26 protein-coding genes are annotated in these 26,677 nt (G+C 71.5%); 11 read left to right on the forward strand and 15 right to left on the reverse strand.

Annotation, left to right across the window (positions count from 1 at the left end; translation table 11 throughout):
- The first annotated feature begins 178 nt into the window (after positions 1-178).
- The 3 genes from pta (at position 179) to pyk (ending at position 5,012) form a co-directional block, all read left to right on the forward strand.
- Positions 179-2,278, forward strand: a complete 2,100-nt coding sequence (gene pta / locus IG84_RS0104925) for a phosphate acetyltransferase (RefSeq protein ID WP_031051729.1) — start codon at positions 179-181, stop codon at positions 2,276-2,278.
- A 42-nt stretch (positions 2,279-2,320) separates the two neighbouring features.
- Entirely contained in the window at positions 2,321-3,532 is a 1,212-nt protein-coding gene (locus IG84_RS0104930) for an acetate kinase (protein WP_031051731.1), read from the forward strand.
- A 61-nt stretch (positions 3,533-3,593) separates the two neighbouring features.
- Positions 3,594-5,012 carry a pyruvate kinase gene (gene pyk / locus IG84_RS0104935; protein ID WP_031051733.1) on the forward strand — a complete coding sequence of 473 codons (1,419 nt, stop codon included), beginning with the start codon at positions 3,594-3,596 and terminating at the stop codon, positions 5,010-5,012.
- An 84-nt stretch (positions 5,013-5,096) separates the two neighbouring features.
- On the opposite strand, the gene IG84_RS0104940 is transcribed toward pyk, so the two are convergent.
- The 4 genes from IG84_RS0104940 to IG84_RS0104960 form a co-directional block, all read right to left on the reverse strand.
- Positions 5,097-6,380, reverse strand: coding sequence for a hypothetical protein (locus IG84_RS0104940; protein WP_031051735.1), 1,284 nt, complete (start codon positions 6,378-6,380; stop codon positions 5,097-5,099).
- Complete coding sequence (locus IG84_RS0104945) at positions 6,370-6,960, reverse strand: DUF6114 domain-containing protein (protein WP_031051737.1); 591 nt, start codon at positions 6,958-6,960, stop codon at positions 6,370-6,372. Before IG84_RS0104945 ends, IG84_RS0104940 begins: the two co-directional genes overlap by 11 nt.
- A 141-nt stretch (positions 6,961-7,101) precedes the next feature.
- Complete coding sequence (locus IG84_RS0104950) at positions 7,102-7,719, reverse strand: DUF6230 family protein (RefSeq protein WP_031051739.1); 618 nt, start codon at positions 7,717-7,719, stop codon at positions 7,102-7,104.
- Positions 7,720-8,296: 577 nt separating this feature from the next.
- Complete coding sequence (locus IG84_RS0104960) at positions 8,297-9,268, reverse strand: tetratricopeptide repeat protein (RefSeq protein WP_031051741.1); 972 nt, start codon at positions 9,266-9,268, stop codon at positions 8,297-8,299.
- A 370-nt stretch (positions 9,269-9,638) separates the two neighbouring features.
- Between IG84_RS0104960 and IG84_RS0104965 the strand changes: the two genes are divergently transcribed.
- Positions 9,639-10,304 carry a TetR/AcrR family transcriptional regulator gene (locus IG84_RS0104965; protein WP_245659220.1) on the forward strand — a complete coding sequence of 222 codons (666 nt, stop codon included), beginning with the start codon at positions 9,639-9,641 and terminating at the stop codon, positions 10,302-10,304.
- A gap of 53 nt (positions 10,305-10,357) precedes the next feature.
- Here IG84_RS0104965 and IG84_RS0104970 read toward each other — a convergent pair whose 3' ends face one another.
- Both IG84_RS0104970 and IG84_RS0104975 read right to left on the reverse strand, forming a co-directional pair.
- Positions 10,358-11,371: a GDP-mannose 4,6-dehydratase gene (locus tag IG84_RS0104970; protein ID WP_031051745.1), complete on the reverse strand. Its 1,014-nt coding sequence runs from the start codon at positions 11,369-11,371 to the stop codon at positions 10,358-10,360.
- Positions 11,368-12,534: a UDP-N-acetylglucosamine--N-acetylmuramyl-(pentapeptide) pyrophosphoryl-undecaprenol N-acetylglucosamine transferase gene (locus IG84_RS0104975; protein ID WP_031051746.1), complete on the reverse strand. Its 1,167-nt coding sequence runs from the start codon at positions 12,532-12,534 to the stop codon at positions 11,368-11,370. Before IG84_RS0104975 ends, IG84_RS0104970 begins: the two co-directional genes overlap by 4 nt.
- Before the next feature lie 64 nt (positions 12,535-12,598).
- Here IG84_RS0104975 and IG84_RS0104980 point away from each other — a divergent pair, with 64 nt between their 5' ends.
- Positions 12,599-13,327 carry a response regulator transcription factor gene (locus IG84_RS0104980; RefSeq protein ID WP_031051747.1) on the forward strand — a complete coding sequence of 243 codons (729 nt, stop codon included), beginning with the start codon at positions 12,599-12,601 and terminating at the stop codon, positions 13,325-13,327.
- Positions 13,324-14,730 (forward strand): sensor histidine kinase, encoded by a 1,407-nt coding sequence (locus IG84_RS0104985; RefSeq protein WP_031051749.1) that lies wholly within the window; start codon positions 13,324-13,326, stop codon positions 14,728-14,730. The genes IG84_RS0104980 and IG84_RS0104985 overlap by 4 nt, the downstream gene beginning before the upstream one ends.
- A 19-nt stretch (positions 14,731-14,749) precedes the next feature.
- Here the strand turns inward: IG84_RS0104985 and IG84_RS0104990 are convergent, their stop codons facing one another.
- The 7 genes from IG84_RS0104990 to IG84_RS0105020 form a co-directional block, all read right to left on the reverse strand.
- Positions 14,750-15,847: an alpha/beta fold hydrolase gene (locus tag IG84_RS0104990; protein ID WP_031051751.1), complete on the reverse strand. Its 1,098-nt coding sequence runs from the start codon at positions 15,845-15,847 to the stop codon at positions 14,750-14,752.
- Positions 15,848-15,952: 105 nt separating this feature from the next.
- The gene (gene icmA / locus IG84_RS0104995; protein WP_031051753.1) at positions 15,953-17,653 is read right to left on the reverse strand and encodes a coenzyme B12-dependent isobutyryl-CoA mutase large subunit; all 1,701 of its coding nucleotides are present in this window, start codon (positions 17,651-17,653) and stop codon (positions 15,953-15,955) included.
- 98 nt (positions 17,654-17,751) lie between these two features.
- A complete protein-coding gene (locus tag IG84_RS0105000) occupies positions 17,752-18,825 on the reverse strand; it encodes an acyl-CoA dehydrogenase family protein (RefSeq protein ID WP_031051755.1) in 1,074 nt (357 codons plus the stop codon).
- Positions 18,826-18,835: 10 nt separating this feature from the next.
- Entirely contained in the window at positions 18,836-19,177 is a 342-nt protein-coding gene (locus tag IG84_RS0105005; RefSeq protein ID WP_078648621.1) for a DUF3817 domain-containing protein, read from the reverse strand.
- Between the two features lie 88 nt (positions 19,178-19,265).
- Complete coding sequence (locus IG84_RS0105010) at positions 19,266-19,775, reverse strand: MarR family winged helix-turn-helix transcriptional regulator (RefSeq protein WP_031051758.1); 510 nt, start codon at positions 19,773-19,775, stop codon at positions 19,266-19,268.
- Positions 19,776-19,872: 97 nt separating this feature from the next.
- The gene (locus IG84_RS0105015) at positions 19,873-20,175 is read right to left on the reverse strand and encodes an MTH1187 family thiamine-binding protein (protein WP_031051760.1); all 303 of its coding nucleotides are present in this window, start codon (positions 20,173-20,175) and stop codon (positions 19,873-19,875) included.
- Positions 20,172-20,522 (reverse strand): DUF3817 domain-containing protein, encoded by a 351-nt coding sequence (locus tag IG84_RS0105020; RefSeq protein WP_031051762.1) that lies wholly within the window; start codon positions 20,520-20,522, stop codon positions 20,172-20,174. Before IG84_RS0105020 ends, IG84_RS0105015 begins: the two co-directional genes overlap by 4 nt.
- Positions 20,523-20,718: 196 nt before the next feature.
- On the opposite strand from IG84_RS0105020, the gene IG84_RS0105025 reads away from it, so the two are divergent.
- From IG84_RS0105025 to IG84_RS0105040, 4 genes are all read left to right on the forward strand, one after another.
- Positions 20,719-21,357: an AIM24 family protein gene (locus tag IG84_RS0105025; RefSeq protein WP_037799297.1), complete on the forward strand. Its 639-nt coding sequence runs from the start codon at positions 20,719-20,721 to the stop codon at positions 21,355-21,357.
- On the forward strand, positions 21,357-22,007 hold the full coding sequence (locus IG84_RS0105030) for an AIM24 family protein (protein WP_031051766.1): 651 nt from the start codon (positions 21,357-21,359) through the stop codon (positions 22,005-22,007). The genes IG84_RS0105025 and IG84_RS0105030 overlap by 1 nt, the downstream gene beginning before the upstream one ends.
- Positions 22,004-22,774 carry an AIM24 family protein gene (locus IG84_RS0105035; protein WP_031051768.1) on the forward strand — a complete coding sequence of 257 codons (771 nt, stop codon included), beginning with the start codon at positions 22,004-22,006 and terminating at the stop codon, positions 22,772-22,774. The genes IG84_RS0105030 and IG84_RS0105035 overlap by 4 nt, the downstream gene beginning before the upstream one ends.
- Before the next feature lie 137 nt (positions 22,775-22,911).
- On the forward strand, positions 22,912-23,388 hold the full coding sequence (locus tag IG84_RS0105040) for a MarR family winged helix-turn-helix transcriptional regulator (protein ID WP_031051770.1): 477 nt from the start codon (positions 22,912-22,914) through the stop codon (positions 23,386-23,388).
- A gap of 103 nt (positions 23,389-23,491) precedes the next feature.
- Here the strand turns inward: IG84_RS0105040 and IG84_RS0105045 are convergent, their stop codons facing one another.
- On the reverse strand, positions 23,492-24,889 hold the full coding sequence (locus IG84_RS0105045; RefSeq protein WP_031051771.1) for a sensor histidine kinase: 1,398 nt from the start codon (positions 24,887-24,889) through the stop codon (positions 23,492-23,494).
- A 4-nt stretch (positions 24,890-24,893) separates the two neighbouring features.
- Positions 24,894-25,556, reverse strand: a complete 663-nt coding sequence (locus IG84_RS0105050; protein ID WP_031051772.1) for a response regulator transcription factor — start codon at positions 25,554-25,556, stop codon at positions 24,894-24,896.
- Between the two features lie 364 nt (positions 25,557-25,920).
- Here IG84_RS0105050 and IG84_RS0105055 point away from each other — a divergent pair, with 364 nt between their 5' ends.
- Positions 25,921-26,595 carry a PepSY domain-containing protein gene (locus IG84_RS0105055; protein WP_031051773.1) on the forward strand — a complete coding sequence of 225 codons (675 nt, stop codon included), beginning with the start codon at positions 25,921-25,923 and terminating at the stop codon, positions 26,593-26,595.
- The last annotated feature ends 82 nt before the right edge of the window (positions 26,596-26,677 follow it).

Raw genomic sequence — 26,677 nt, forward strand, 5'->3', positions numbered from 1 at the left:
TCCGGGTACCCCGCGCAGAGGTGGTCACCCGCCTCGGCGGCCCCTCTTCGCGCACGGGCGCGCACCATGGACACTGGGAGAGCGGCCTATCCACTGACGCAGGTATTGTCAAGGGGGGCAAGCCCGCCATAACGGATAATTTTTCTCTGTGAGCAACGGAAAAGGACGGAGATCGCACGTGACGCGGAGCGTGTACGTGACCGGCATCGGCCGTGGCGACGGACGCCAGGTGATCGAGCTGGGGGTCATGGAGCTGCTGACCCGCCATGTCGACCGGGTCGGCGTCTTCCGGCCGCTCGTGCACGACGACGGCCCGGACCGCCTCTTCGACCTGCTGCGGTCGCGGTACCGCCTCACCCAGCCCGCCGACTCGGTGTACGGCATGGGCTACGAGGCGGCGGGCACCCTGCAGGCCGAGCGGGGCACCGACGAGCTGGTCTCGCACCTGGTGGACCGCTTCCACGCCGTGGCCAGGGAGTACGACTACGTCCTCGTGCTGGGCACGGACTACGCCGACACCAATCTGCCGGACGAGCTGAGCCTGAACGCGCGGCTGGCGAACGAGTTCGGTGCCTCGGTGCTGCCGGTCGTCGCGGGCCGCGACCAGGAGTCGGAGTCCGTACGGGCCGAGGCCCGCAACGCCTACCGCGCCTTCGACTCCATGGGCTGCGACGTGGTCGCCATGGTCGTGAACCGGGTGGCCCCGGCCGACCGCGAGGCCGTCGTGGAGCGGCTGGCGGCGCACCTCCCGGTGCCCTGCTACGCGCTCCCCGAGGACAGCTCGCTCTCCGCGCCGACCGTGTCCCAGATCGTGCACACCCTCGGCGGCGAGGTGCTGCTCGGCGACGACTCGGGCCTGGCCCGGGACGCCCGCGACTTCGTCTTCGGCGGCGCCATGCTGCCGACGTTCCTCAAGGCGCTGACCGACGGCTGCCTGGTCGTCGCCCCCGGGGACCGCGCGGACCTGATCATCGGCGCGCTCGCCGCGCACAGCGCGGGCGCCCCGCCCATCGCGGGCGTGCTGCTCACCCTCGGCGAGCGTCCGGGCCCGGACATCATGGCGCTGGCCGCCCGGCTGGCTCCCGGTACGCCGGTGATATCCGTGCCCGGCGGGTCCTTCCCGACGGCCGGCGAGCTGTTCGCCATCGAGGGCAAGATGAGCGCCGCCTCGCCGCGCAAGGCCGAGACCGCCCTCGGGCTGTTCGAGCGGCACGTGGACACCGTCGAGCTGACCAAGCGCATCTCGGTACTGAAGTCCGACCGCGTCACCCCGATGATGTTCGAGCACGAGCTGATCGAGCGGTCCCGCTCCGGGCGCCGCCGGGTCGTGCTGCCCGAGGGCAGCGAGGAGCGCGTGCTGCGCGCCGCCGACGTGCTGCTCCGCCGGGACGTGTGCGATTTGACGCTGCTGGGCGAGGAGGAGGCGATCCGCAAGCGCGCCTCCGACCTCTCCATCGACCTGGGCGACGCTCAGATCATCGACCCGCAGACCGCGCCGGTGCGCGAGCGCTTCGCCGAGCGGTACGCGGAGCTGCGCGCCCACAAAGGCGTGACGCAGGAGCTGGCGTACGACGTGGTCGCCGACGTGTCGTACTTCGGCACGCTGATGGTCCAGGAGGGCCTGGCCGACGGCATGGTGTCGGGCGCCGTGCACTCCACCGCCGCCACGATCCGGCCCGCCTTCGAGGTCATCAAGACCAAGCCGGACGCCCAGATCGTCTCGTCCGTCTTCTTCATGTGCCTGGCCGACCGGGTGCTCGTGTACGGCGACTGCGCGGTCAACCCGGACCCGAACGCCGAGCAGCTGGCCGACATCGCCATCCAGTCCGCCGCCACCGCCGCGCAGTTCGGCGTCGAGCCGCGGATCGCGATGCTCTCGTACTCCACCGGCACCTCCGGCTCCGGCGCGGACGTGGACAAGGTGCGCAAGGCCACCGAGCTGGTCCGTGAGCGCCGGCCCGACCTGCTGGTGGAGGGCCCGATCCAGTACGACGCGGCGGTGGACGCGAGCGTCGCCCGCACCAAGCTGCCGGAGTCCGAGGTCGCGGGCCGGGCCACCGTGCTGGTGTTCCCGGACCTGAACACCGGCAACAACACCTACAAGGCCGTGCAGCGGTCGGCCGGCGCGGTCGCCGTCGGCCCGGTGCTGCAGGGCCTGCGCAAGCCGGTCAACGACCTCTCGCGCGGCGCCCTGGTGCAGGACATCGTCAACACCGTCGCCATCACGGCCATCCAGGCCCAGGGCGGCACCGCTCAAGACGCACCGTCCGGCCGCTGACCCCCGTATCCCCACTCCCGTAACCGAACCGAAAGCTTTTCCATGACTGCCGACGCCACCCGAGTCCTCGTCCTGAACTCCGGATCCTCCTCGCTGAAGTACCAGCTCCTGGACATGAACGGGGGCACCCGGCTGGCGGTGGGGCTGGTCGAGCGGATCGGCGAGCCGGCCTCGCGGCTGGTGCACACTCCGCTGGCCGCCGGCGGCGACAAGCGCGAGCGCACGGAGCCGATGCCCGACCACGACGCCGCGCTGAAGGCCGTCGCGGACGAGCTGTCGGAGGACGGGCTGGGGCTGGACTCCCCCGAGCTGGCCGCGATCGGCCACCGGGTGGTGCACGGCGGGCTGAAGCTGACCGAGCCGACCGTCATCGACGACGCGGTGCTCAAGGAGATCGAGCGGCTGGTGCCGGTGGCGCCGCTGCACAACCCGGCCAACCTCACCGGCATCCGGACCGCGCAGCGGCTCCGCCCGGACCTGCCTCAGGTCGCGGTCTTCGACACCGCCTTCCACTCGACGATGCCGGAGTACGCGGCCCGGTACGCGATCGACGTGGAGACCGCGGACGCGCACCGCGTGCGCCGGTACGGCTTCCACGGCACCTCGCACGCCTACGTCTCCCGGGAGACCGCCAAGCTGCTCGGCAAGCAGCCGGAGGACGTCAACGTCATCGTGCTGCACCTGGGCAACGGCGCCTCCGCCTCGGCGGTGGCGGGCGGCCGCTGCGTGGACACCTCGATGGGTCTGACCCCGCTGGAGGGCCTGGTCATGGGCACCCGCTCGGGCGACATCGACCCGGCGGTGATCTTCCATCTGGAGCGCAACGCGGGAATGTCCAGCGAGGAGATCGACGCCCTGCTCAACAAGAAGAGCGGCCTGATGGGGCTCTGCGGCGACAACGACATGCGGGAGATCCGGCGGCGGATCGACGAGGGCGACAAGCGGGCGGCGCTCGCGTTCGACATCTACATACACCGGCTGCGCAAGTACATCGGCGCCTACACCGCGGTGCTGGGCCGGGTCGACGCGGTGGCGTTCACGGCGGGCGTCGGCGAGAACGCGGCGCCGGTGCGGGAGGCCGCGGTGCTGGGCCTGGAGGAGATGGGGCTGGCGGTGGACGCGCGGCTGAACGCCGAGCGGTCCGACGAGGCCCGGATCATTTCCCCCGAATACGCCCGCGTGGTGGTCGCCGTGGTGCCGACCGACGAGGAGCTGGAGATCGCCAACCAGACATACGCACTGGTCAGCAGCTAGTTTTCGGCGCTTCCGCCAGGTGGAATATTCCGCTCTGAAACAAACCGATAGGATTCAGCTCATGCGCCGTTCGAAAATCGTCTGCACCCTGGGCCCTGCCGTTGACTCCTTCGATCAGCTCAAGACGCTGATCGAGGCCGGTATGAACGTGGCCCGTTTCAACATGAGCCATGGCACCCACGAGGAGCACGAGGAGCGGTACCACCGGCTCCGCAAGGCCGCCGAGGAGACCGGCCGCGCCGTCGGCGTGCTCGCCGACCTCCAGGGCCCCAAGATCCGCATGGAGACCTTCGCCGACGGTCCGGTGGAGCTGGTGCGCGGCGACGAGTTCGTCATCACCACCGAGGACGTGGCCGGTGACAAGACCATCTGCGGCACCACCTACAAGGGCCTGCCCGGCGACGTCTCCAAGGGCGACCCGGTACTGATCAACGACGGCAACGTCGCCCTCCAGGTGATCGAGGTCGACGGCCCCCGCGTGCGCTGCATCGTCATCGAGGGCGGCGTCATCTCCGACCACAAGGGCATCAACCTGCCCGGTGCCGCGGTGAACGTGCCGGCGCTGTCCGAGAAGGACATCGAGGACCTGAAGTTCGCCCTGAACATGGGCTGCGACCTGGTCGCGCTGTCCTTCGTGCGGGACGCCAAGGACGTCCAGGACGTGCACCGCGTCATGGACGAGGTCGGCCGCCGGGTGCCGGTCATCGCCAAGGTCGAGAAGCCGCAGGCCGTCGCCAACATGGAAGAGGTCGTCGCCTCCTTCGACGGCGTCATGGTGGCCCGTGGTGACCTGGCGGTGGAGTACCCGCTGGAGAAGGTCCCGATGGTGCAGAAGCGCCTGGTGGAGATGTGCCGGCGGAACGCCAAGCCGGTGATCGTGGCGACCCAGATGATGGAGTCGATGATCACCAACTCCCGCCCGACCCGCGCCGAGGCGTCCGACGTCGCCAACGCGATCCTGGACGGCGCGGACGCGGTCATGCTCTCCGCGGAGTCCTCGGTCGGCCAGTACCCGATCCAGACCGTCAAGACGATGTCGAAGATCGTCGAGGCGGCCGAGGAGGAGCTGCTGTCCAAGGGCCTGCAGCCGCTGGTCCCGGGCAAGAAGCCGCGTACGCAGGGCGGCGCCGTGGCCCGCGCCGCCGCCGAGATGGCCGACTTCCTGAACGGCAAGGCGCTGGTGGCCTTCACCAAGTCCGGTGACACCGCGCGCCGGCTGTCCCGCTATCGCGCGGCCCAGCCGATCCTGGCCTTCACCACCGACGTCTCGACCCGCAACCAGCTCTCGCTGAGCTGGGGCGTGGAGACCTTCGTCGTGGAGCACGTCAACACCACCGACGCCATGGTCGACCTGGTCGACTCCGAGCTGCTGAAGCTCAAGCGGTACAACGCCGGTGACACCATGATCATCACGGCCGGTTCGCCCCCCGGCGTCCCCGGCACCACCAACATGGTCCGGGTGCACCACCTGGGCGGCTGACGCTCCGGTACCAAGCGAAGGCCCCGCTCCTCCGAGGAGGAGCGGGGCCTTCGTGGTGCGGCTCCCGGAAGGGCTCGGTGGGCGTCAGTCCTTGATGGACACGCGCATACCGGGAAGGTGGAGATTGCCGCCGAACTGACCCGCCTGGTCGAGCTTCACGTTGGTGAAGTACGCGTGCGGGATGTTGAGCGGCGGCGGGTGCTCCGGGTCGAAGACGATCGGGATGAGGCCGAAGAGATTGGCCTGCAGCCGCTCGGTGTACATGGTCACCTTGCCGCCACGGAAGGTGGACGTGGATCCCTTGGCCGTCTCGACGTGGTAGTGCTTCCCCGTCGCCGGGTCGTCCACGATCTGGTGCAGATCGCCGATGTCCACGCTGTCCGCGGTGAACTTCAGCACCTGCTTGGACTTCCCGCTCTGCGTGGTGATGTTGTAGACGCCCGCGTAGTCCAGGCCGCGCAGGGTGAGCGAGGTGGCCCGCAGGTGCCAGGGGTCGTCGGGCAGGGTGACGGGGGTCTGCTCGTCCTTGCCCTTCTGCTTGTTCGCAACGACGCAGGGGTAGCCCTTCTTGCCGTTGGCGTCCGTGCCGTCCAGACCACCGCCGGGCAGGGCGTTGTCGACCGTGCCCACGGCACCGTGGACGGTGTCGTTGACGGCCTTCGAGCCGCCCGAGAGCGACTCGCCCGCCTTGCCGACGCCGTCCTTGACGCCGTCGACGGTGTCCTCGACCGGCTTGGTGACCTTGCCGGTGGACGCATCCGAGGTCTTGGTGTCCTCGGCGGTGTCCTTGGACGCGGTCTCGGACTCGGACGGGGACGGGCTCGGCGAGGCGGTGGACTCCTCCTCGGAGGAGTCGCCGCCGCCGAGCAGGCCGCCGAGCGCGTCACCGACGCCGCCCAGCAGGCCGCCGTCCTTCTCCTCCTCCTCGGGGGAGGCGGACGGCGAGGGCGTCGCGGAGTCCGACGGCTCGTCGGTCTTCGGGTCGGCGGTCGGCTCGGACGTCTTGTCCTCGTCCGTGCCGGAGGGCGAGGGCTTCGCGGACGGCTCGGCAGTCTCCTTGCCGTCCTCCTTGTCCTTGTCCTCGGCCTTGTCCTTCGCCTTGTCCTTGGCGTCCTTGCCCTCCACCTTGTCCGGGGCGGACACGCACGGACCGCCCCGGAAGGGGCTCTCCGGGGGCTTGGGCTTGGCCATGGCCAGCTGGGGCGTGAGCCCCATGCCCATGAGCACGGCGGAGGGCATGGCGGCAATGGCTATCGCCTTGCCGGCGGGCACGTGCAGCCGCGTCAGCAGCGGCTTCCTCGGCGCCGCGTGCCGCCCGGATCTCGCCCCGGCGGCTGCGCCCTCGTCGTGCAGCTCCTCACCCGGCACGGTGCCTCCCGTTCGTCCCGTTGGTCGGGCTCTTACCTGACAGGTCGTCCAGTACGCCGCGCGAACCGCCCGCTCCGGTCGCCGCGGGCCGCCCGCCGCCGAACGGGTCGAACCCGTCGTCGGGGCTGTCCGCACGCCCGGACGCACCGTCGGTGTCCTCGGCGGCGGACTTCGCCGGCGCCGGCTTGCCGGGGGCCCAGGAGACCGCCAGCGCACCGCCGATCAGCCCCAGCAGGAAGCCGATCAGGAAGGCGCCGAAGTTGGAGACGACCAGGGACACCAGCGACAGCAGGATCGCCGCGACACCGGCGAAGACCCTCGAAGCGGGCTGGAACCACATGGTCAGACCGAGCACGACCAGCAGCACGCCGATGATCAGCGAGCCCGCGCCCGCCGTCGTCGCCATGCGGACGGTCAGGGAACCGATCGTGAGGTTCGCGTAAGGGATGTACATGATCGGGATGCCGGCGAGCAGGGTCAGCAACCCGGCCCAGTACGGGCGTTGTCCCCGCCAAACCCGGAACGAACGGCGCTGCCGGCCGATTGTCTCGCTCAGCCGTGGTCGCGTGTCGGCGCTCATCTCGTACAGCTCCTCGGGACTGGCAATTCGGTGGTACGTGAGCTGGTGGTGCTCGGTGCTTGTCGGCGCCCGGCGCACGGGCACAGGGAGGCGGCCCAAAGGGCCTGGCGTTCGGTCCCCCGTGCCCGCACGCTCAGTGCGTCAGTAGCACTCGTTCTTGCCCGCGGAGACCTTCATCTTCAGGCCGCTGAGCTTGAACGTACCGGCGGTGGTCGCCCACGCCGTCTGCTTGACTCCGGTCAGGACGGCCGTGTCGGCCTCCTGGGCGAACGAACCGGGGTCGGCCTTGTCGCCCTTCTTGATGCCGGGGCCCTTGGACGTCGAACCCGCCGCAACACCGATGTTGATGTTGTTGAAGGTCGCGTCCGCTTCGAGCTGGTCCAGGTCGATGTAGAGGTTCTTCGCCTCGACCGGCGTGTCACCGCCGCCCGCCTGGAGCTTCATCGACACGTCGCCGAAGACCGGGACGGGCACGACGACGGACTGGCACAGGTTCTTGATCTTGGCGTTGGAGAACGCCGAGACCGCGACCGGGATCTGCTTGCCGCCCTTCTGGGCGTCCACAGCTCCGTACTGGACGAATCCGGTGCCGTCCAGGCGGTCGGTCGACACCTTGAACTGCTGGCCGGACACGCTGAACGACGCGGCCAGCGCACCCTGCGAGAGGGCCACGCCGATCGCGGCCGTCGCAGCGACGCTCGGCACCATGACGACGGCGAACCGCTTCCATCTGGTCCCGCCACGAGCCAGGGACTCCATGACTTTCCTCCTTCTCGGACGTACATCTCCGGCACCGGCCGCTCGGGTCATGGATACGGCCGCACCTGGGATGGGAGAAGTGCTACGTCCTCGGGAAGGAGAGCGCCTGCTTCGGAGGTCTTGCGTTCCGAACCGCCGGCGATCACCCCCGAGCGACAACCACTGGCCACGCTCTCGCGCAACCTCTCTGGACAGGCTCCGCCGGTGTGGCGAAGACCCCCCTGTCCCGACCGGCGCCACTGCCGCCGGCCGCTCGGTGGGGACCCACCCTCCGCGGCTCCCGGCCGGCTGCCGGGCTGCGGGTGATGGACCGAGCTTGGCTGATCGTGGTCCATTCGGAGCCGCTGCACAAGGGGCTCGTTACCTACGAGTAACAGACAAATAACTGCCTCTGTACCGAGGGGAACCACCCCGGTACACAGGGTCGCCTTTAACGCAGAAGAAACATCCGGAAATTCCGCCCAAAACGGCTGAAGCCATACCAGCGCTCTTACTCCAAGTAACAGCGGCCACGATTACCAAGATTTGGTAAAACGTGGCCGCCGTTCCGTTTGAGGAGGGAGGAGTTGGCGAGTCGTCAGAACAAGACGCGGGCCAGAGCGGTACGTGCGCTCACGACGCGCGGGTCGTCGCTGCCGATGACCTCGAAGAGCTCCAGCAGCCGCACCCGGGCCGCCTCGCGGTCGTCGCCCGCCGTGCGCTTCACGACGTCGACCAGCCGCCCGAAGGCGTCCTCCACGTGCCCGCCGACCAGATCGAGATCGGCCGCGCGGATCTGCGCCTGCACGTCGGCCGGGCCCTCGGCCGCCTCCTTGCGCACCGCCTGCGGGTCGAGGTCCTGCACGCGGTACAGCAACTCGGCCTGCGCGAGGCCCAGCTTCGCCTCGGGGTTGGCCGGGTCGTCGGAGAGCACGTTCTTGTACGCCTGGATCGCGCCGCCGAGGTCGCCGGAGTCCAGCGCCTGGGTCGCGGCCTCCAGCAGCGCGTCGTACGGACCGGCCGGGACGGGCGCCTCGACGGGCTCCTCACCGCCCTGCTCCGCCGGGTCGACGGGCGCGCCGACGATGCCGAACTGCTGCTCGGCGGCCTGGACGAGCTGGTCCAGCACCTGCCGGATCTGCGCCTCCGGGGCCGCACCCTGGAACAGCGGGATCGGCTGGCCCGCGACGACGGCGAACACCGCCGGGATGCCCTGCACGCCGAACTGCTGGAAAAGGGCCTGATTGCTGTCTACGTCGATCTTGGCGAGCACGAACTTGCCGGCGTACTCCGCCGCCAGGCGCTCCAGCAGCGGGCCCAGCTGCTTGCACGGCTCGCACCACTCGGCCCAGAAGTCGATGACGACCGGGACCTCGGTGGAGCGCTGCAGGATCTCCTGCTGGAACCCCGCCTCGTCGACGTCGACCACGAGCCGGCCGCCGCCCGCCGGGGCCTGGCCGGTACGCGCCGCTTCGGCGCGCGCCTGTTCCGCTTTCTGCTTCGCTTCCCCGGCCGCCTTCACCGCGGCGAGGTCGACCACTCCACTCATGGACATATTGCGTGGCTGCATGGTCCTATCCTCCCCCCTGGGCGGGCCGTTCCGGAAAGCGGTGCGGAAAATCCAGGGCCCCCATGGCCCTGGACCCCGCGAGGTGAGCTCCGTACCCTGCCGCGCATCCCGCCGGATTGCCTGAAGCGGGCCGGAGACGGAGCTCTGTGTGGTCCCGAGGAGGACCGGTTCGTGCTGGTCCCGAGGAGGACCGGTCTGTGGTGGCCGGGGTCCCCACCCGCGGCCGGTGTGTGTGGCGTCGCTCTTTCGCTACGAGTCGTAGCGTAACTCTCCGGTCCCCCGCCGCCGCAAGCGTGCGGGGCCGCCGCGCTCGTGATCTCTCTCACCCGTCACGGGCGCCCCGCGCCTACCGGCCGGTATGGTCGGCCGCATGCAGTGCTCTCCCACCGGCCCCCGCAAGGGGCGCGCCCGCCTCACCGGCCGCACGGGACGCCCGCGCAGCGCCGCGGCCGACGCCGCGATCCTGGATGCCACCCGCGCGGCGCTCGTCGAGCTGGGCTGGGGGAAGCTCACGATGGGCGACGTGGCCGCGCGCGCCAAGGTCGCCAAGACCACGCTGTACCGCCGCTGGGCCGGCAAGAACGAACTGGTGCTGGACGCCGTCGCGGTCCTCTTCGACGAGCTGGAGCTCCCCGACCGGGGCTCCCTGAAGGACGACATCGAGGGCGTCGTGCTGCAGTTCGCCGCGCTGCTGGCCCGCCCGGAAACCAAGACCGCGCTGATGGCGGTGGTCGCCGAGTCCACCACGGACGACGCGCTGCGCACCCGGATCCGCGAGGCCGTCGTGGAGCGGCAGAAGCGGCTGGTGGTGCAGGGCCGGCAGCGCGCCCAGCGGCGCGGCGAACTGCCGCCGGACGGCGGCGGGCCCGAGGGCGCCGCGGCGGCGGCCCGCAGCGTGGACCTGATCTTCGATGTGATCGCGGGCGCAGTGGTGCACCGCGCCCTGGTCAGCGGCGAACCGGTCGACGCGGCCTGGGCGGCCCGCTTCACCACCCTCCTGCTCGCCGGGCTGGGCGGGCTGGAGACCAGGGACTGAGCGCGGGCCGCACCGGCCCGGGGTGCTCGGACCTGAGCGGTCCGCCGCGAAGCTCAGACCTGGTAGCGGTCCGCCGCGAAGAGGTGCAGGTGCCCGCCGACCCAGTCCGACGTACGCCGCAGCCCCACCTCCAGCGGGACCCGCGGCTGCCAGCCGGACAGCTCCCGGGCCCGCGCGTTGTCCGACAGCAGCCGCTCCACCTCGCTGCCCGAGGGCCGCAGCCGCGCCGGGTCCACGACCACCTCCGCCGTCCGGCCGGAGGCCGCGATCAGTTCCTCCGCGAGCTGCCCGATGGAGATCTCCCGCCCCGTACCGAGGTTGACGACCTCCCCCACCGCCCGGTCGCACTCCGCGAGCGCCAGAAACCCCTCGGCGGTGTCCGTGACATAGGTGAAGTCGCGGGTCGGCGTCAGGGAGCCGAGCCGGATCTCCCGGGCGCCGGAATGCAGTTGCGCGAGGATCGTAGGGATCACGGCGCGGGCCGACTGCCGGGGCCCGTAGGTGTTGAACGGGCGGACCACGGTGACCGGCAGTTCGAAGGCGTGCCAGTGGGAGAGCGCCATCATGTCGGCGCCGATCTTCGAGGCGGAGTACGGGGACTGCGGCTGGAGCGGGTGGTTCTCGGCGATGGGCGCGGTGCGCGCGGTCCCGTACACCTCGCTGGTGGAGGTGTGGACGAGCCGCCGCACGCCGTGCAGCCGGGCGGCCTCGCACACGTTCTCCGTACCGACCACATTGGTCTGCACGTACGCGCCGGGCGAGTCGTAGCTGTACGGGATGCCGATCAGCGCGGCGAGGTGGAAGACCGTGTCGCAGCCGGCCACCGCGTCCCGCACCCGGCCCGCATCGCGGATGTCGCCCGCCATCATCTCGACCGGGCCGTCCGGACGCAGGTACCGGGACAGATGGCCCTTCTCGGCGTACGGCTTGTAGTGAACCAGCGCCCGGACCTGAGCGCCCCGCTCGACGAGCAGGTCGACGAGCGTGGAGCCGATGAACCCCTCGGCGCCGGTGACGAGGACCCGGCGGCCCTGCCACGGGTTGTAGGGGGTGTGCTGCGTGGTCATGCGTACTCCTTCGGAGAGACGGGTGTCGTGGGGAAGGGGGAGCGGCCGGCCAGCCGGAGGACCTTCGCCGCCAGCAGGTCGGCGGCGCGGGCGTGGGTGCCCGGATCGGCCGCGGCGCCCATCGCCGCCAGCCGGGCCGGGTCGTCGAGGAGCGGGCCGACGACGGCGTCGAGCCGCTCGGCGGTGGTCTCGGCGTCCGGCAGCAGCAGCCCGGCACCGGCGTCGGACAGCACCCGCGCGTTGTGCGTCTGGTGGTCGCCGGGCGCGTGCGGATACGGGACGAGGACCGCGGGCATCCCGATCGTGGCCAGCTCCGCGACGGTCGCCGAGCCGGCCCGGCACACCACCAGGTCGGCGGCGGCGTAGGCGAGATCCATCCGGTCCAGGTACGGGACCGCCTCCGCGACCGCGGCGCCGCCCCCGGCGACCAGCCGCTCGCGCGCAGCGTTCAGCGCGTCCGGGCCGGTCTTGATCAGCATCCGCAGGTCCGGGCGGTGGCGGTGCCGGGCGGCGAGTCCGATGGCGGCCTCGGTGAGCCGGGCCGCGCCCAGGCTGCCGCCGTTGACCAGCAGCAGCCGGGCGCCGTCCGGGATGCCCAGCGCCCGGCGGGCCGGGCCGCGCAGCGCCGCCCTGTCCAGCCCGGCGAGCGGACCGGACAGCGGCATGCCGACCGTCTCGGCCCGCTCGCCGCCCGGCAGGTGCGCGCGGCTGCGGTCGAAGGCGAGCGCGATGTGCGGGGTGAGCCGCGCGGCGAACGTGTTGGCCCGCCCCGGTACCGCGTTGGACTCGTGGATCAGGCTCGGCAGCCCCGCCAGCCGGGCGCCCACGATCACCGGCGCGCTGGGGTACCCGCCCATGCCGACCGCGACCTGCGCATCCTGCGCGCGCAGGATCGCCCGGCACTGGGCACCGGACTTCAACAGCGCGGCGGGCAGCAGATAGCGCCGGGCACCCAGCGCCGGGTCGAAGGGGATCATGTCGACGGTGTGCAGGCGGTAACCGGCCCGCGGGATCAGCCGCTTCTCCAGCCCGCGCTGCGTACCGACGAAGGAGATCACCGCATCGGGCACGGCGCGGCGCAGCGCGTCGGCGAGGGCGAGCCCCGGATAAATGTGGCCACCGGTGCCCCCGGCACCGATGACGACGGAGAGTGGTGTGCGCATGGCCGCCACGCTCGTCGCGCGCCCTAAGAAGGTTCTAAGAGCGCCCTTTGGCAGCCTTGGGGCCATGCCACCGACCGCATCGCCCCCGCCGACCCCGGGCGCCGCCCCGTCCGCACCCCGCATCCTGGTCGTCGACGACGACGCGGAGGTGCGGGCGGCCGTCGAGGACGGCCTGGCCGTGGAGGGGTACCGGGTACGCGGCGCGGCCGACGGGCTGGCCGCGCTGAGCGCGGTCGCGGAGTGGCAGCCGGACGCGCTGGTGCTGGACGTGATGATGCCCGTACTGGACGGCCTCGCGGTCTGCCGGCGGCTGCGCGCGCTGGGCGACCGCACGCCCGTCCTCGTCCTGACCGCGCTGGACGCGGTCAGCGAGCGGGTGGACGGGCTGGATGCCGGCGCCGACGACTACCTCGTCAAGCCCTTCGCGCTGGACGAACTGACCGCCCGGCTCCGGGCCCTGCTGCGCCGCGTCGCCGCACCGGACGCCGAGGACTCCACGCTGGCCGTCGCCGACCTGGTCCTCGACCCGGCCACCCGCACCGGGCGCCGGGCCGGCCGCCGGCTGGAGTTCAGCCGCACCGAGTGGGCCCTGCTGGAGCTGTTCGCGCGCAACCCCGGACAGGTCGTGCCGCGCGAGGTGATCCTGGAGCGGGTCTGGGGCCGCGACTTCGGCCCGGCCTCCAACTCCCTTGCGGTGTACGTGGGTTACCTGCGTCGCAAGCTGGAGGCGGGTGGTGAATCACGCCTGCTGCACACCGTGCACGGCGTCGGCTACCGGCTGGGGGACGCATGAGCGGCCGCCGTGGGCTCGGGGCGGCCTGGCAGCGCCGCCGGCCGCTGCGGACCCGGCTGGCGCTGGCCGCCTCGGCGGCCGTGGCGCTGGTCGCCGTCGGCGTGTGCACCGCCGCGTTCGTCATCATCCGGTACGCCATGGGCCACCAGCTCGAGCTGAACCTCACCCAGTCCGCGACCCTGGCCATGCAGCAGAACCGAGAGGAAGGACCCGGGGTCATGGCCGCCCAGTGCCGCTACCTGGCGGCCCCGGCCTGCTCCCAGATCGTCCCCGCCGACCCCGCCGACGACCCGTCGCAGCCCTACGCGCTGCCGGTCACCGACGCCACCCGCGAGGTCGCGGCCGGCCGGCACGCCCCGTACTACAGCGAACTCACCCTGCACGGCCGCCCGGCCCGGATGCTCACCCAGCACTTCAAGGACGGCACGGCGGTCCAGGTGGCGCTGCGCGCGGACACCGTGGAGAAGGGGGTGCGGCAGGCCTCCGGGATGCTGGCCGCGGTGGGCGGCGCGGGCGTCCTGCTGGCCGCCGCGCTCGGCTACTGGGTCTCCCGTACGGGCCTGGCGCCGGTCGCCCGGCTGACCGCCGCCGCCGAACGGATCGCCGCGACCCGCGACGCCGGCCACCGCATCGAACTGCCCGCCGGGCCGCCCGGCCGCGAGGACGAGCTGACCCGGCTGGCGGCCAGCTTCAACACCATGCTCGGCGAGCTGGAGCAGTCGGTCACCGCCCAGCGCCGGCTGGTCGCCGACGCCTCCCACGAGCTGCGCACGCCGCTGACGGCGCTGCGTACCAACGCCGAACTCCTCGCCCGCGCCGACCGGCTGACCGAAGCCCAGCGCGACCGGGCCTCCGCCGCCCTCGGCCGCCAGTTGCGCGAGGTGACCACGCTGGTCAACGACCTGATCGAGCTGGCCCGCGACGAGGAACCGCAGCCGCTGGTCGAGGAGGTACGCCCGGCCGCGCTGCTGGAGCACGCGGTCGCCGCGGCCCGCGAGCACTGGCCCGCGATCGCCTTCACCGTACGGACCGACGCGCGCGCCGCCGCGGACTCCGTGCCCGGTGTACCGGCCCGGCTGACCCGGCTGCTCTCGAACCTGCTCGACAACGCGGCCAAGTTCTCGCCGCCCGGCGGCCCGGTCGAGGCGGAGCTGACCGCCCCGGCGGGCGCGCTGGAGATCACGGTCCGGGACCACGGCCCGGGCATCGCCGCCGAGGACCTGCCGCACGTCTTCGACCGCTTCTACCGCGCCCGGGCCGCCCGGACGCTCCCCGGATCGGGGCTGGGCCTGGCGATGGCCCGGCAGATCGCCCGCGCGCACCGCGCCGAGCTGACCGCGGAGCGGGCGCCGGGCGGCGGGGCGCTGTTCCGGCTGCGGTTCCCACTGGAGCGGGCGGAGTAGCGGACGGTCAGTCGCCCGCCTACTGCCAGGCACAACTGCCCAGCGTGGCCCGCCCGCCGGCCACCAGCTTCTCGGCCGCAGCGGCCTTCGCCAGCTCGCTGTGGTCCTTGAAGCAGATCACCGTGCGGTCCGTGAACCCGGCCAGGTCGGCCAGGATCTGGTCCCAGTGCCGGTACTGCACGTCGTGCCCGGAGTCGGCGTACGCGCGCACCACCGGCTTGCCCGGCAGGTGCTGCCGCCACGTCGCGATGGTGCTCGGCGGGACGGTGGTGTCCTTCTTGCCGCTGTAGAGGAAGACCGGCGCGGCGAGCTTGGATAGGTCGGGCCCCGGCCGCTCGCAGTACAGCTTCTGCTCGTGCACCTGCGGTGCCGGGTCGGCCTTCTGGCCGCGCTGGTTGTAGGTGCGCGCGCCCTCTTCGTACGCCGTGTCGGCGAAGCCCGGGATCTGCTTCGTCGGGCTGTCGTCGGGGAACGCCCACCACTTGCGCGGGTCGGCGAGCGTGGGGGCCAGCTCCTTGCCCAGCTCCTCGTCGGAGAGGGCGCAGTAGTCGGGCTTCGCGCCGTACGGGGGCAGTGCGGCGGCCAGGTGCAGCGCCTCGATGCGCTGCGGTGCCCGCGCGGCGAGCTCGGCGGCGTACGGCCCGCCGCCGGAGATCGCGATCACGCTCGTCTTCCGCACGCCGATGCGGTCCAGGACCTCCAGCGCGTCCTTCGCGAAGTCGGCCTTGTCCAGGTCCTTGTCGTACGCGGTGTCACCGAAGCCGTTGCGCTCGACCGATATCAGCCGCAGGTTCAGCGATTCGCGTGTACTGCGGAAGAAGTCCGTCATGTGCGCGGCGCGGGCGCTGGTGCCCGTACCGCCGATGAACAGCACGGGCTTACCGTCCCGCGGCCCCTCGTCGATGTAGTGCGCGGTGCGGCCCGACGACAGCTTCGCGGCCTGCACTTCGGGGCCGAGGGAGTCGAAGTCGTCCTGGATCCGGGCCTGGTGGAGGCCGGCGGCGTGCGGCTTCGGCGCGGGCCCGGCGGTGGCGGGCGTGCTGATGACCGCGGAACCGGCCAGCAGGACGGTGGCGAGCGCTGCCGTGCCGAGGGCGGTCGGAACGGGTCTTTTCACGTACGTCTCCCGGAGGGATAGATGGATGCAGACCGCACCCACCTACCCGGACCGCCCAGAAGAACGCCACGGATTCCGTCGTGTACCCGGCCGCTGCGCGCCTGCTCAGAAGCCCGCGGGCTCCGTGTACACGCCCCACTCGTCGCGCAGCGCGTCGCAGATCTCGCCGAGGGTGGCCTCGGCCCGGACCGCGTCGAGCATGGGCTCGATCATGTTGCGGCCGTCGCGGGCCGCGGCCAGCATGCCGTCCAGCGCCGTCCGCACCGCCGCGTCGTCGCGCGCCGCCTTGCGGCCGCCGAGGATGCGCACCTGCTCGCGCTCGACCTCGTGGCTGACCCGCAGGATCTCCAGGTCGCCGGTGACCGAGCCGTGGGCGCAGTTGACGCCGACGACCTTCTTGTCGCCCTTCTCCAGCGCCTGCTGGTACTGGAAGGCGGACTCGGCGATCTCGCCGGTGAACCAGCCGTCCTCGATACCGCGCAGGATGCCGGAGGTCATCGGGCCGATGGGGTGCTGACCGTCCGGGACGGCGCGGGCGCCGCGTTCCTTGATCCGGTCGAAGATCTTCTCGGCGTCCGCCTCGATCCGGTCGGTGAGCTGCTCGATGTACCAGGAACCGCCCAGCGGGTCCGCGACGTTGGCGACGCCGGTCTCCTCCATCAGCACCTGCTGCGTGCGCAGCGCGATCTCCGCGGCCTGCTCGCTGGGCAGGGCGAGGGTCTCGTCCAGCGCGTTGGTGTGCAGGGAGTTGGTGCCGCCGAGCACGGCGGCGAGGGCCTCGACGGCGGTGCGTACGACGTTGTTGTACGGCTGCTGGGCGGTCAGCGAGACGCCGGCGGTCTGCGTGTGGAACCGCAGCCACTGCGCCTTCTCGCTGGTCGCGCCGTACACGTCGCGCATCCAGCGGGCCCAGATCCGGCGCGCGGCGCGGAACTTGGCGATCTCCTCGAAGAAGTCCACGTGCGCGTCGAAGAAGAAGGACAGGCCGGGCGCGAACGTGTTGACGTCGAGGCCGCGGGACAGCCCCAGCTCCACGTATCCGAACCCGTCGGCCAGCGTGTACGCCAGCTCCTGCGCGGCCGTGGAGCCCGCCTCGCGGATGTGGTAGCCGGAGACCGAGAGCGGCTTGTAGTCGGGGATGGAGCGCGCGCAGTGCTCCATCAGGTCACCGATCAGGCGCAGATGCGGCTCGGGCTGGAAGAGCCACTCCTTCTGCGCGATGTACTCCTTGAAGATGTCCGTCTGGAGCGTGCCGTTGAGGACGCCGGGGTCGACGCCCTGGCGCTCGGCGGCGACCAGGTACATGCAGAAGACCGGAACGGCCGGCCCGGAGATCGTCATGGAGGTCGTGACGTCGCCGAGCGGGATGTCCTTGAAGAGGACCTCCATGTCGGCGGCGGAGTCGATGGCGACGCCGCAGTGGCCGACCTCGCCGAGCGAGCGCGGGTCGTCGGAGTCGCGGCCCATCAGGGTCGGCATGTCGAAGGCGACGGACAGGCCGCCGCCGCCCGCCTTGAGGATCATCTTGTACCGCTCGTTCGTCTGCTCGGCGTTGCCGAAGCCCGCGAACTGGCGAATGGTCCAGGTCCGGCCCCGGTAGCCGGTCGGATACAGGCCGCGCGTGAAGGGGTACTCGCCGGGCCAGCCGATCCGCTCGAAGCCTTCGTAGGCGTCGCCGGGGCGTGGACCGTACACCGGGTCGACGGGGTCGCCCGAGAGCGTACTGAAGTCCGCGTCGCGCTTGCGTGCGGAGTCGTACCGGGCCTGCCAGCGACGGCGGCCCTCTTCGATCGCGTCAGCGTCCATGCCACCAATTTACTTGGACGTCCTAGTAAATGTAAGTACTAGGGCGTCCTAGTACTTGTGGCTGGCGCTCCGCCGCGGCCCCTCGGACAGTGGGTCCGTCAGCCCCGCAGGGCCGCCAGGTGCGCGTCCCTGACATCCGCCGTCTGGCCCTGGACCAGCAGGAACATGCCCTCACGGGCCAGCCGCTGAGCCGGGCTGTCCAGGCCCACGGCCCGGCCCCCGCCCGCTACGACAGCCGCGGTGGTCGCCGCCCGCAGCACGTCGTACGCGCGCATCTTGGCGGCCAGCCGGTCGGGAATGCGCTCCTGCGCGGGCACCTCGTCCAGCAGCGCGTACGCGTCCTTGCGCACCGCCGTCAGCCGCTCGCGCAGCACGCCGGCGGTCTGCACCGCGGTCTCGTCGCCCGAGGCGTCCAGGAGGTCCAGCGCGGCGCCGGTGACGCCCAGCACCGCCGGGTTGACGTTGGTGTTCTTCGGCCGGTCGGCCGCGGCCCAGTCCTCGTACGGCTGCCGGAGAGCCACCGCGCCGTCGGGCAGCACCAGCCCGTCCAGCTCCAGGCCGACCGTGCGGCTACCGGAGAGCGCGGCCAGCTCCAGCGGCTCGGTGGCATGCAGTCCTGGCTGCTCGCGGGCCTCGGTGACGGCGAAGACGACCTCGCCGTCCGCGGTCGCGCCGCCGAGCAGCAGGACGTCGTTCAGGCCCCAGCCGGTGTACCAGGGCACCCGGCCGTCGAAGCGCCAGCCCGCGTGCTCCCGGATGACCCGCACCGGCAGCTTCGGGAAGGCCCGGAGATGGGAGAAGGCGACGCCGGCCAGCAGCGTCCCGTCGCACAGCGGGCGCAGCAGCTGCTCGCGGACCGGTGTGCCCTCGGGCGCCGCGGCGATCGTGGTGACCGGCGTGTGGTGCTGCACCTGGACGAAGAAGGTGGCGCAGCAGGCCCCGGCGAGGATCTCGACGATCTCCCGGACGACGGGGGCGGGCGCCGCGGAGCCGCCATATGCGACCGGGCCGACGGCGCCGAGCACGCCCGATGCCTTGACCGCGGCAATCGTGGCCGGATCCACACCCTCGCGGTCGGCGCGCTCGGCGGCCGGGGCGAGGGTGTCGCGGGCGAGCCGCCGGGCGGCGGCGACCAGCGGATGGTCGCGGTGATCGGCGTACGGCTCGCTCATGCGGGGCCGGTCAGACCTTGGCGGTCTGGGGGGCCGCGGTGCCGGAGACCAGCGGCTCCAGCTCGCGCGAGACCTTGCGCTCGACGAAGAACGCGGCGGTGGGGATCGTGCCGGCGATCAGCACCCACAGCAGCTTGCCGAACGGCATCTTGGCCTTGGAGCCCATGTCGAAGGCGAAGATCAAGTACACGACGTACAGCCAGCCGTGGGCGATGCCGACGACGCTGGTGAAGCCGGCCGCACCGTCGATGTGCAGCAGGTACTTGGCGATCACGCCGAGGGTCAGCAGGACCAGCAGCACGCCCGTCACGTACGCCATCGTCCGGTAGCGGGTCAGCACGCTTCGTTTCATGCCCACGAGCGTAACCGTACGAGCGGGGGCGATCTTCGCCGCCCCCGGGCGTGGCGGAGGGCTTAACCGCCCCGTATTCACGGTGCTTTTACTCGTCCTTGAAATCCGCCGCCGCCACCCGCAGCGGACGCAGCAGGGCGAAGATCTCCTGGCACTCCTCGGCGTCGTACGCGCCGAGCCCGAAGTCCATCGCCATCAGGTCCTGGGTCGCCGCGTCGCACACCTCGCGCCCCTTGTCCGTGATGGACGCCAGCGTGCCGCGCCCGTCGTTCGGGTTCGGGCGCTTGGCCACCAGGCCGGACTTCACCAGCCGGTCGACGGTGTTGGTGACCGAGGTGGGATGCACCATCAGGCGTTCGCCGATCTTGGACATCGGCAACTCGCCGGCCTGCGAGAAGGTCAGCAGCACCAGGGCTTCGTAGCGCGCGAAGGTGAGGCCGTACGGCTTGACCACGGCGTCCACCTCGCCGAGCAGGATCTGCTGGGCCCGCATGATCGAGGTGATCGCCGCCATCGACGGGACGGCCCCCCACCGGCGCTGCCACAGCTCATCGGCGCGGGCGATGGGATCGAAGGGGAGACTGAGCGGCTTCGGCACGTATCCGACCCTACCGGTCGCCCATATGGTGGTCAGCCCCGTCTCAGAAGACGGGCGCGGACGGTGCCTCACCGGCCACGCCCGCGGCCGCCGGCCGTCAGTCCCGCGGCTCCGCGAGGTACCGCTCGACCGTGTCCACCTTCGAGGTCAGCCCGTCGGTCACGCCCTGCCGGATGTCGGCCTTGAGGACGAGCGAGACCCGGCCCGCGCGCGCCTCGACCGCGGCGACCGCGCGCTTGACGACGTCCATGACCTCGTCCCACTCGCCCTCGATGGAGGTGAACATGGCGTCCGTACGGTTGGGCAGCCCGGACTCGCGGACGACCCGTACCGCCTCGGCCACGTACTCCCCGACGTCCTCACCCACGCCGAGCGGGCTCACCGAGAATGCGACGATCATGCGCTGACCACACCTTCCTTCTCCTTGCGCGCGCGGGCGGCGATGACCGACGCCTCGGCCTCGCCCTTCAGCTTCCGCTCGGCGAAGAAGCCGCCGGTGGGCAGGACGGAGAGGACGAAGTAGAGCGCGGCGGTGCCGAACGACCACTTCGTACGGTTCCAGGCGTCCAGCCAGAAGATCACGTACAGGATGAACAGCACGCCGTGGACGGCGCCCATCACCGGCACCGCGTTGAACTCCGTGGTCCGCTTCAGGACCGAGCAGATCAGCAGCAGCAGGAAGGAGACGGCCTCGGGGGCGGAGACCAGGCGGAGCCGGCGCAGGGCGGAAGCGGTCTTGATGTCCACGGGAACCTCGTTCGGGTGGGGTGGGTGCAGCCTTTAGCTTGTGCTTACATTCACAAGCACCGCTCCATTGTGACAGCCGCGCCGCACTCCCCCGTCGCCGGGCCCGTCGCCCGTTCCGTTGCCGGACCCCGCCGCCCGGCCGGTCCGCACCCGGTCCCCTGCCCTCCGCCGCCGCGGCGGACTACGGTCTGATGCCGTGGCTCAGTTTCGGCTCCAGGGGAGCAAGGTGCTCGCCGTCGACATGACCGGCGATGCCGTCAAGGCGAAGAACGGTGCGATGGTCGCGTACGACGGCCGGATGGCGTTCAAGAAGATGAGCGGCGGGGGCGAGGGCCTGCGCGGCATGGTCACCCGGCGGCTGACCGGGGAACAGATGGAAGTCATGGAGGTGAAGGGCGAGGGCACCTGCTATTTCGCGGACCGCGCGAGCGAGATCAATCTCGTGAATCTGCACGGCGAGAAGCTGTACGTGGAGGCCAGCAACCTGCTGTGCACGGACGCCGCGCTGCGCACGGGGACCACCTTCACCGGACTGCGCGGCGCCTCGCAGGGCAACGGGCTGTTCACCACGACCGTGGAGGGCACGGGCCAGGCCGCGCTCACCTCCGACGGGCCCGCCGTCATCCTGCGGGTGACCCGCGAGGCCCCGCTCCAGGTCGACCCGGGCGCCTACGTCGCGCACACCGGCGACCTGCGGCAGCACTTCCAGTCCGGTGTGAACTTCCGCACGTTCATAGGAGAGGGCTCGGGCGAAGCCTTCCAGATCCGCTTCGAGGGCGAGGGCCTGGTGTACGTACAGCCCAGCGAGCGCAACACCGTCGGCGGTGAGGTCTGATGCCGTTCACGGTCCTCAACTCACGCATGGTCAGGGCCGAGGTCGGGCCCGGGCAGCGGCTGTTCAGCCAGCGCGGCGCGATGCTCGCCTACCAGGGCGAGGTCAGCTTCACCCCGAACCTCCAGGGCGGCCAGGGCGGCATCGGCTCCATGATCGGCCGGCGGATCGCGAACGAGGCGACCCCGCTGATGACGGTGGAGGGCAGCGGCTCGGTGATGTTCGGGCACGGCGGCCACCACGTCCACGTCATCGACCTCACCGGCGACACCCTCTACGTCGAGGCCGACCGGCTGCTGGCGTTCGACGGGACGCTGCGCCAGGGCACGATGTTCATGGGCTCGCAGGGCGGCGTGATGGGCATGGTGCGCGGCCAGGTGACCGGCCAGGGACTCTTCACGACGACCCTCGAAGGCCACGGCTCAGCGGCGGTGATGGCACACGGCGGCGTCATCGAACTGCCCATCCGCCAGGACCGCCCGGTCCACGTCGACCCACAGGCGTACGTCGCCCACCGCGGCAACGTCCGCAACAAGCTCTCCACGGCCCTCGGCTGGCGGGAGATGGTCGGCCGCGGCTCGGGCGAGGCATTCCAGCTCGAACTGTCGGGCCAGGGCACCGTGTACGTACAGGCGTCGGAGGAAAAGTTGTGAGCGGTCCCGTCATTCACGATGTGCATTCGCTGCCGAAGGACGACAACGTCAATCCGTATGCGTTCAGCGTGGAGCTGGACGGGCAGTGGTTCCTGCAGAAGGGAAAGATGATCGCCTATTTCGGGCAGATCGATTTCCAGGGAATCGGGCACGGCGCGCTGGACCGGCTGATCGCGTCCAGTTTCCATTCGCCGCTGCACGCCGCGGACTGGGTGGTCGCGCAGGGGCGCGGGAAAATGCTGCTGGCGGACCGGGCGTTCGATGTGAATTCCTATGACCTGGAGGAGGGCAACCTCACGATCCGGTCGGGAAACCTGCTCGCTTTTCAGCCATCCCTGTCGCTGAAGCAGTCGATCGTGCCGGGCTTTTCGACGCTCATCGGCACCGGGAAATTCGTCGCGGCCTCCAACGGCCCGGTGGTCTTCGCGGAGCCGCCGATCCGGGTCGATCCGCAGGCGCTGGTGGGCTGGGCGGACTGCCCCTCGCCGTGCCATCACTACGACCATCAGTATCTGCGCGGCTTCCTCGGGGGCCTGCGGGCGCACACCGGGATCGGCGGAGTCTCGGGCGAGGAGCACCAGTTCGAGTTCGTCGGGGCCGGCACGGTGCTGCTGCAGTCGACCGAGCAGCTCATGCCGGAGGCGCCGACGGGGACGGTGCCGGCGGAACCCGGGGTACCGGGCGGGTCCGCTGGTCACGGCGGTGGCTCACAAATGCCGCAGCTCCCGGGATCGCTCGGGGGGCTCCAGCGCCGCTTCGGGCTGTGAGCGGTAGTCTGCGGAGGGTGACCTCGAACGTCTGAGCCCTGTCCGCCGGAATGACCCCCGGCGGGAAGGGCTCGGTGAGGCCACGATCACGGGGCATGACTAATTTACCATTCAACTTTCACGGGTAGAATTCATTCATGACGACCGACAGTGACACCCCCTGGCTGACCGACCAGGAGCAGCGTGCCTGGCGCACCCATCTCGACGTCAGCAGGCTGCTGACGCACCAGCTCGAGCGGGATCTCCAGCCGTTCGGGCTGACCTACAACGACTACGAGATCCTGGTGAACCTCTCCGAGGCCGAGGAGCGCAGAATGCGCATGAGCGACCTCGCGGCCTCCACGCTCCAGTCCAAGAGCCGGCTCTCGCACCAGATCACCCGCATGGAGAACGCCGGGCTGGTGCGCCGCGAGAGCTGCGAGTCCGACCGGCGCGGGCTGTACGCGGTGCTCACCGACGACGGCTGGGACACCATGCGCCGGGTCGCGCCGCACCACGTGGCCTCCGTGCGCAAGCACTTCATCGATCTCTTCTCGGCGGACGACCTGGACGCGCTGCGTGCCTCGCTGACGCCGGTGGCGGATCACCTGCGGGGGCACCGCGGCAAGTACTGATCCGCGTACGGGCCCGGGCTGCTGACCGGCCGGACGCCGCGCGGGACGCGGGTGGGGGAACGTGGGGGAACATCGCCGCACCCGCGCGGCACCGCCGGTCCCGTCAGTCCCGGCTGTCCGTCGCGACCGGCAGCCGCAGTTCGAAGGCCGCGCCCTCGCGTACCGCCAGCGTGCCGCCGTGCCGTTCGGCGATGTCCCGGGCGATGGCGAGGCCCAGGCCCGCGCCGCCGTCGTCCCGGCTGCGCGCGTCGTCCAGCCGGACGAACCGCTCGAAGATCCGCTCCCGGTCGGCCTCGGCCACCCCGGTACCGTCGTCGTCCACCCGCAGCACCGCCCACCGGCCGTCCCGGTGCACGTCCACCGTGACCTGCGAACGGGCGTGCCGCTGGGCGTTGTCGACGAGATTGCCCAGGATCCGGCTGAGCTGGCCGCGCGAGCCGGACACCTCCACGCTCGGCAGCTCCCCGGCGCGCACCGGCAGCCGGTCGGCGACCCGCTGCGACAGCTCCTCGCGGGCCAGGGCGCCCAGGTCGATCCGGGTGCCCTTGGGCCGCTCCCCCGCGTCCAGCCGGGCCAGCAGCAGCAGGTCGGCGGCCAGGTGCTGGAGCCGTACGGTGTCCTCCACCGCGCCCGGCAGGTCCAGCAGCTCGGGGTGCGCCTCGGCGACCTCGAGCTGGGTGCGCAGGCTCGCGATGGGGCTGCGCAGCTCGTGCGAGGCGTCCGCGATGAAGCGGCGCTGGCGCTCGACGGACGCCTCCAGCGCCGCCAGCGTCTCGTTGGTGGTCCGGGCCAGCCCGCCGATCTCGTCGCGGGACGCGGGCTCCGGTACCCGCCGGGAGAGGTCCGTACTGGCGGTGATCGCGGCCATTTCGCTGCGGATGCCCTCGACGGGGCGCAGCGCTCGCCGGGTGACCAGCCAGGTGACGCCGGCGACGACCAGGAGCAGCAGGGGCAGGCCGATGAGCATGGCGTTCCGCACCGAGCCGATGGTCTCCTCCTCGGCGGCGCGCGAGGTGCCGGCCATGACGGTCACCGTACGGTCGTGGGTGTCGGTGGCGTCCACTTCGGCCCAGCGGTAGTCGGCGCGCTCGCCGTCCACGACGGCCGTGCCGTCGGAGTGCTCGACCTCGTCGTCCACCTCCCCGGGGCGAGGGGTGGCGCCGTCGTCGTCATCGTCACCGTGGCGGCCGTTGCCGGGCGCCCCCAAGGAGACCTTCGTGCCGTCGACGACCTGCAGGTCCTCACCGGCCGCCAGCACACGGCCGTTCTCGTCGTCGATGAGCACGGGGTGGTCGTCGGCGTCCGGCAGGTCGAGGTCCCGGTAGGCGGTGCCGGTGGCGATCTGGGAGGCCACCTCGCGGGCCGTGACCTCGGCGTGCAGGTCGGCCTGGCCGGCCAGGTTGGTGCGCAGTACCAGCAGGACGGCTATCCCGACCGCGATGAGGGCGACGGCCACCACGGCCGTCGCGCCGGCGGCCGCTCTGGCCCGTACCGATCCCATGGCCCTAAACACCGGGCACCATCCGGTAGCCCGCGCCGCGCACGGTCTGGATGGTGGCCGCGCCGAGCTTGCGGCGCAGGGCGCTGACGTAGACCTCGACGATGTTCGGGTCGCCCTCGTAGGCGAAGTCCCAGACATGTTCGAGGATTTCGGACTTGGAGACCACCTCGCCGGCCCGCAGCGCGAGCTGTTCCAGTACGGCGAACTCCTTGGTGGTCAGCGGCACGTCCTCGTCGGCGCGGCGCACGGTGCGGGCGCCCTGGTCGACGGTGAGGGCGCCGACGGTCAGTACGGGCAGCGCGGTGCGGCCGCGGCGGCGCAGCAGCGCCTTCACGCGGGCGACCAGCACGACGTAGCTGAAGGGCTTGGTGAGGTAGTCGTCGGCGCCGGTGTCCAGGCCCTCGGCCTCGTCGTACTCGCCGTCCTTGGCGGTGAGCATGAGGATGGGCACGTCGTTGCCGGCGGCGCGCAGCGCGCCGCAGACGCGGTAGCCGTTCATGCCGGGCAGCATGATGTCCAGGACGAGGAGGTCGTACGCGCCCTCGCTCGCCCTGTGCAGGCCCTCCAGGCCGTCGTGCACGACGTCCACGGCGTATCCCTCGGCGGTCAGGCCGGCGGCGAGGGAACGGGCCAGCCGCTTCTCGTCCTCCACGATCAACAGGCGCATGCGACAAGAGTGCCACCGGCTTGCTGAAGGCCGCTTCAGGGTCAGAGCCTGTGTCATAACCCCGGTCGGATCAGCGCGCGTCGTCTGGTGCGTGCTATCGCAAGGCGCCGGAAGGGCCTCGTAGCGGAGCTACTAGGGCCTTTTGGCAACGCCGCGAGAGTGCGTGCCAGGCGGCGGGCGCCCGACCGAGGTTATGTCACAGGCTCTCCGTTCCTGAAGGCGGCTTCAGGCTCCTTCAGGGTGGCTTCAGGAAGGGATCGGCAGTGTGTGGTCATCACCTGGGGGCCACCCCCGGCCCCCTCCGGGAGACCCCCCGGCCCCCGGGTGATCCTGTCGAACAGCAACCCGTCCTGGAGGCTTCACCATGAAGCGCAATGTCGTCATCGCCACCGTTGCCGCGGCCGCCCTGATCGCCGGCGGCACCGCGACCGCCGTCGCCATCGGCAGCGAGGACGGGACGGCAGCGGCGTCGAGCTCGTCGCCTGCACAGGGGCAGCAGGCCGAGGGCGTGGCGTCGTACGAGAACGCGCAGGGCCAGGGCGGCGACAACGACGGCGACGACGCCCGGGAGGCGAAGGCCGCCTCGGTCACCGCGCAGCAGGCGGCGGCCGCCGCGCTGAAGGCCGTGCCGGGCACGGTCACCGAGGCCGACCTGGACGACGACGAGTCCGGTGTCGCCTGGGACGTGAACGTGCTGGGCAAGGACGGCAAGTGGCACGACATCACCGTCGGCGCCGACAAGGCCGAGGTACGCAGCCAGCACGTCGACCAGGACGACGACGGCGACGAGGGCAAGGACCGGGTCCGCTCCGTGCTGAACGACGCCTCCGTGGACATCGCTCAGGCGGCCGGGAAGGCCGCCGCGCACGGCACGGTCGTCTCGGTCGAGCTGGACGGCCCCGACCACGGCAAGAAGCTCGCCTGGGAGGCCGAGACGGTCACCAAGGACGGCGCCGAGCACCACGTGACCGTCGACCCGGGCAGCGGTGCGGTCAGCAACGCGCCGTCGGACGACGACAATGACGGCGACGACGACTGACCGTCCCGAGACCGGCGGCGCCCCCCGCCGCCCACCAGGCCGACCGGCTCCCCGCCCCCCGGGGAGCCGGTCGGCTCCTGTC

It is taken from the genome of Streptomyces ochraceiscleroticus, assembly GCF_000720485.1.
Classification (GTDB): Bacteria; Actinomycetota; Actinomycetes; order Streptomycetales; family Streptomycetaceae; genus Streptomyces; species Streptomyces ochraceiscleroticus.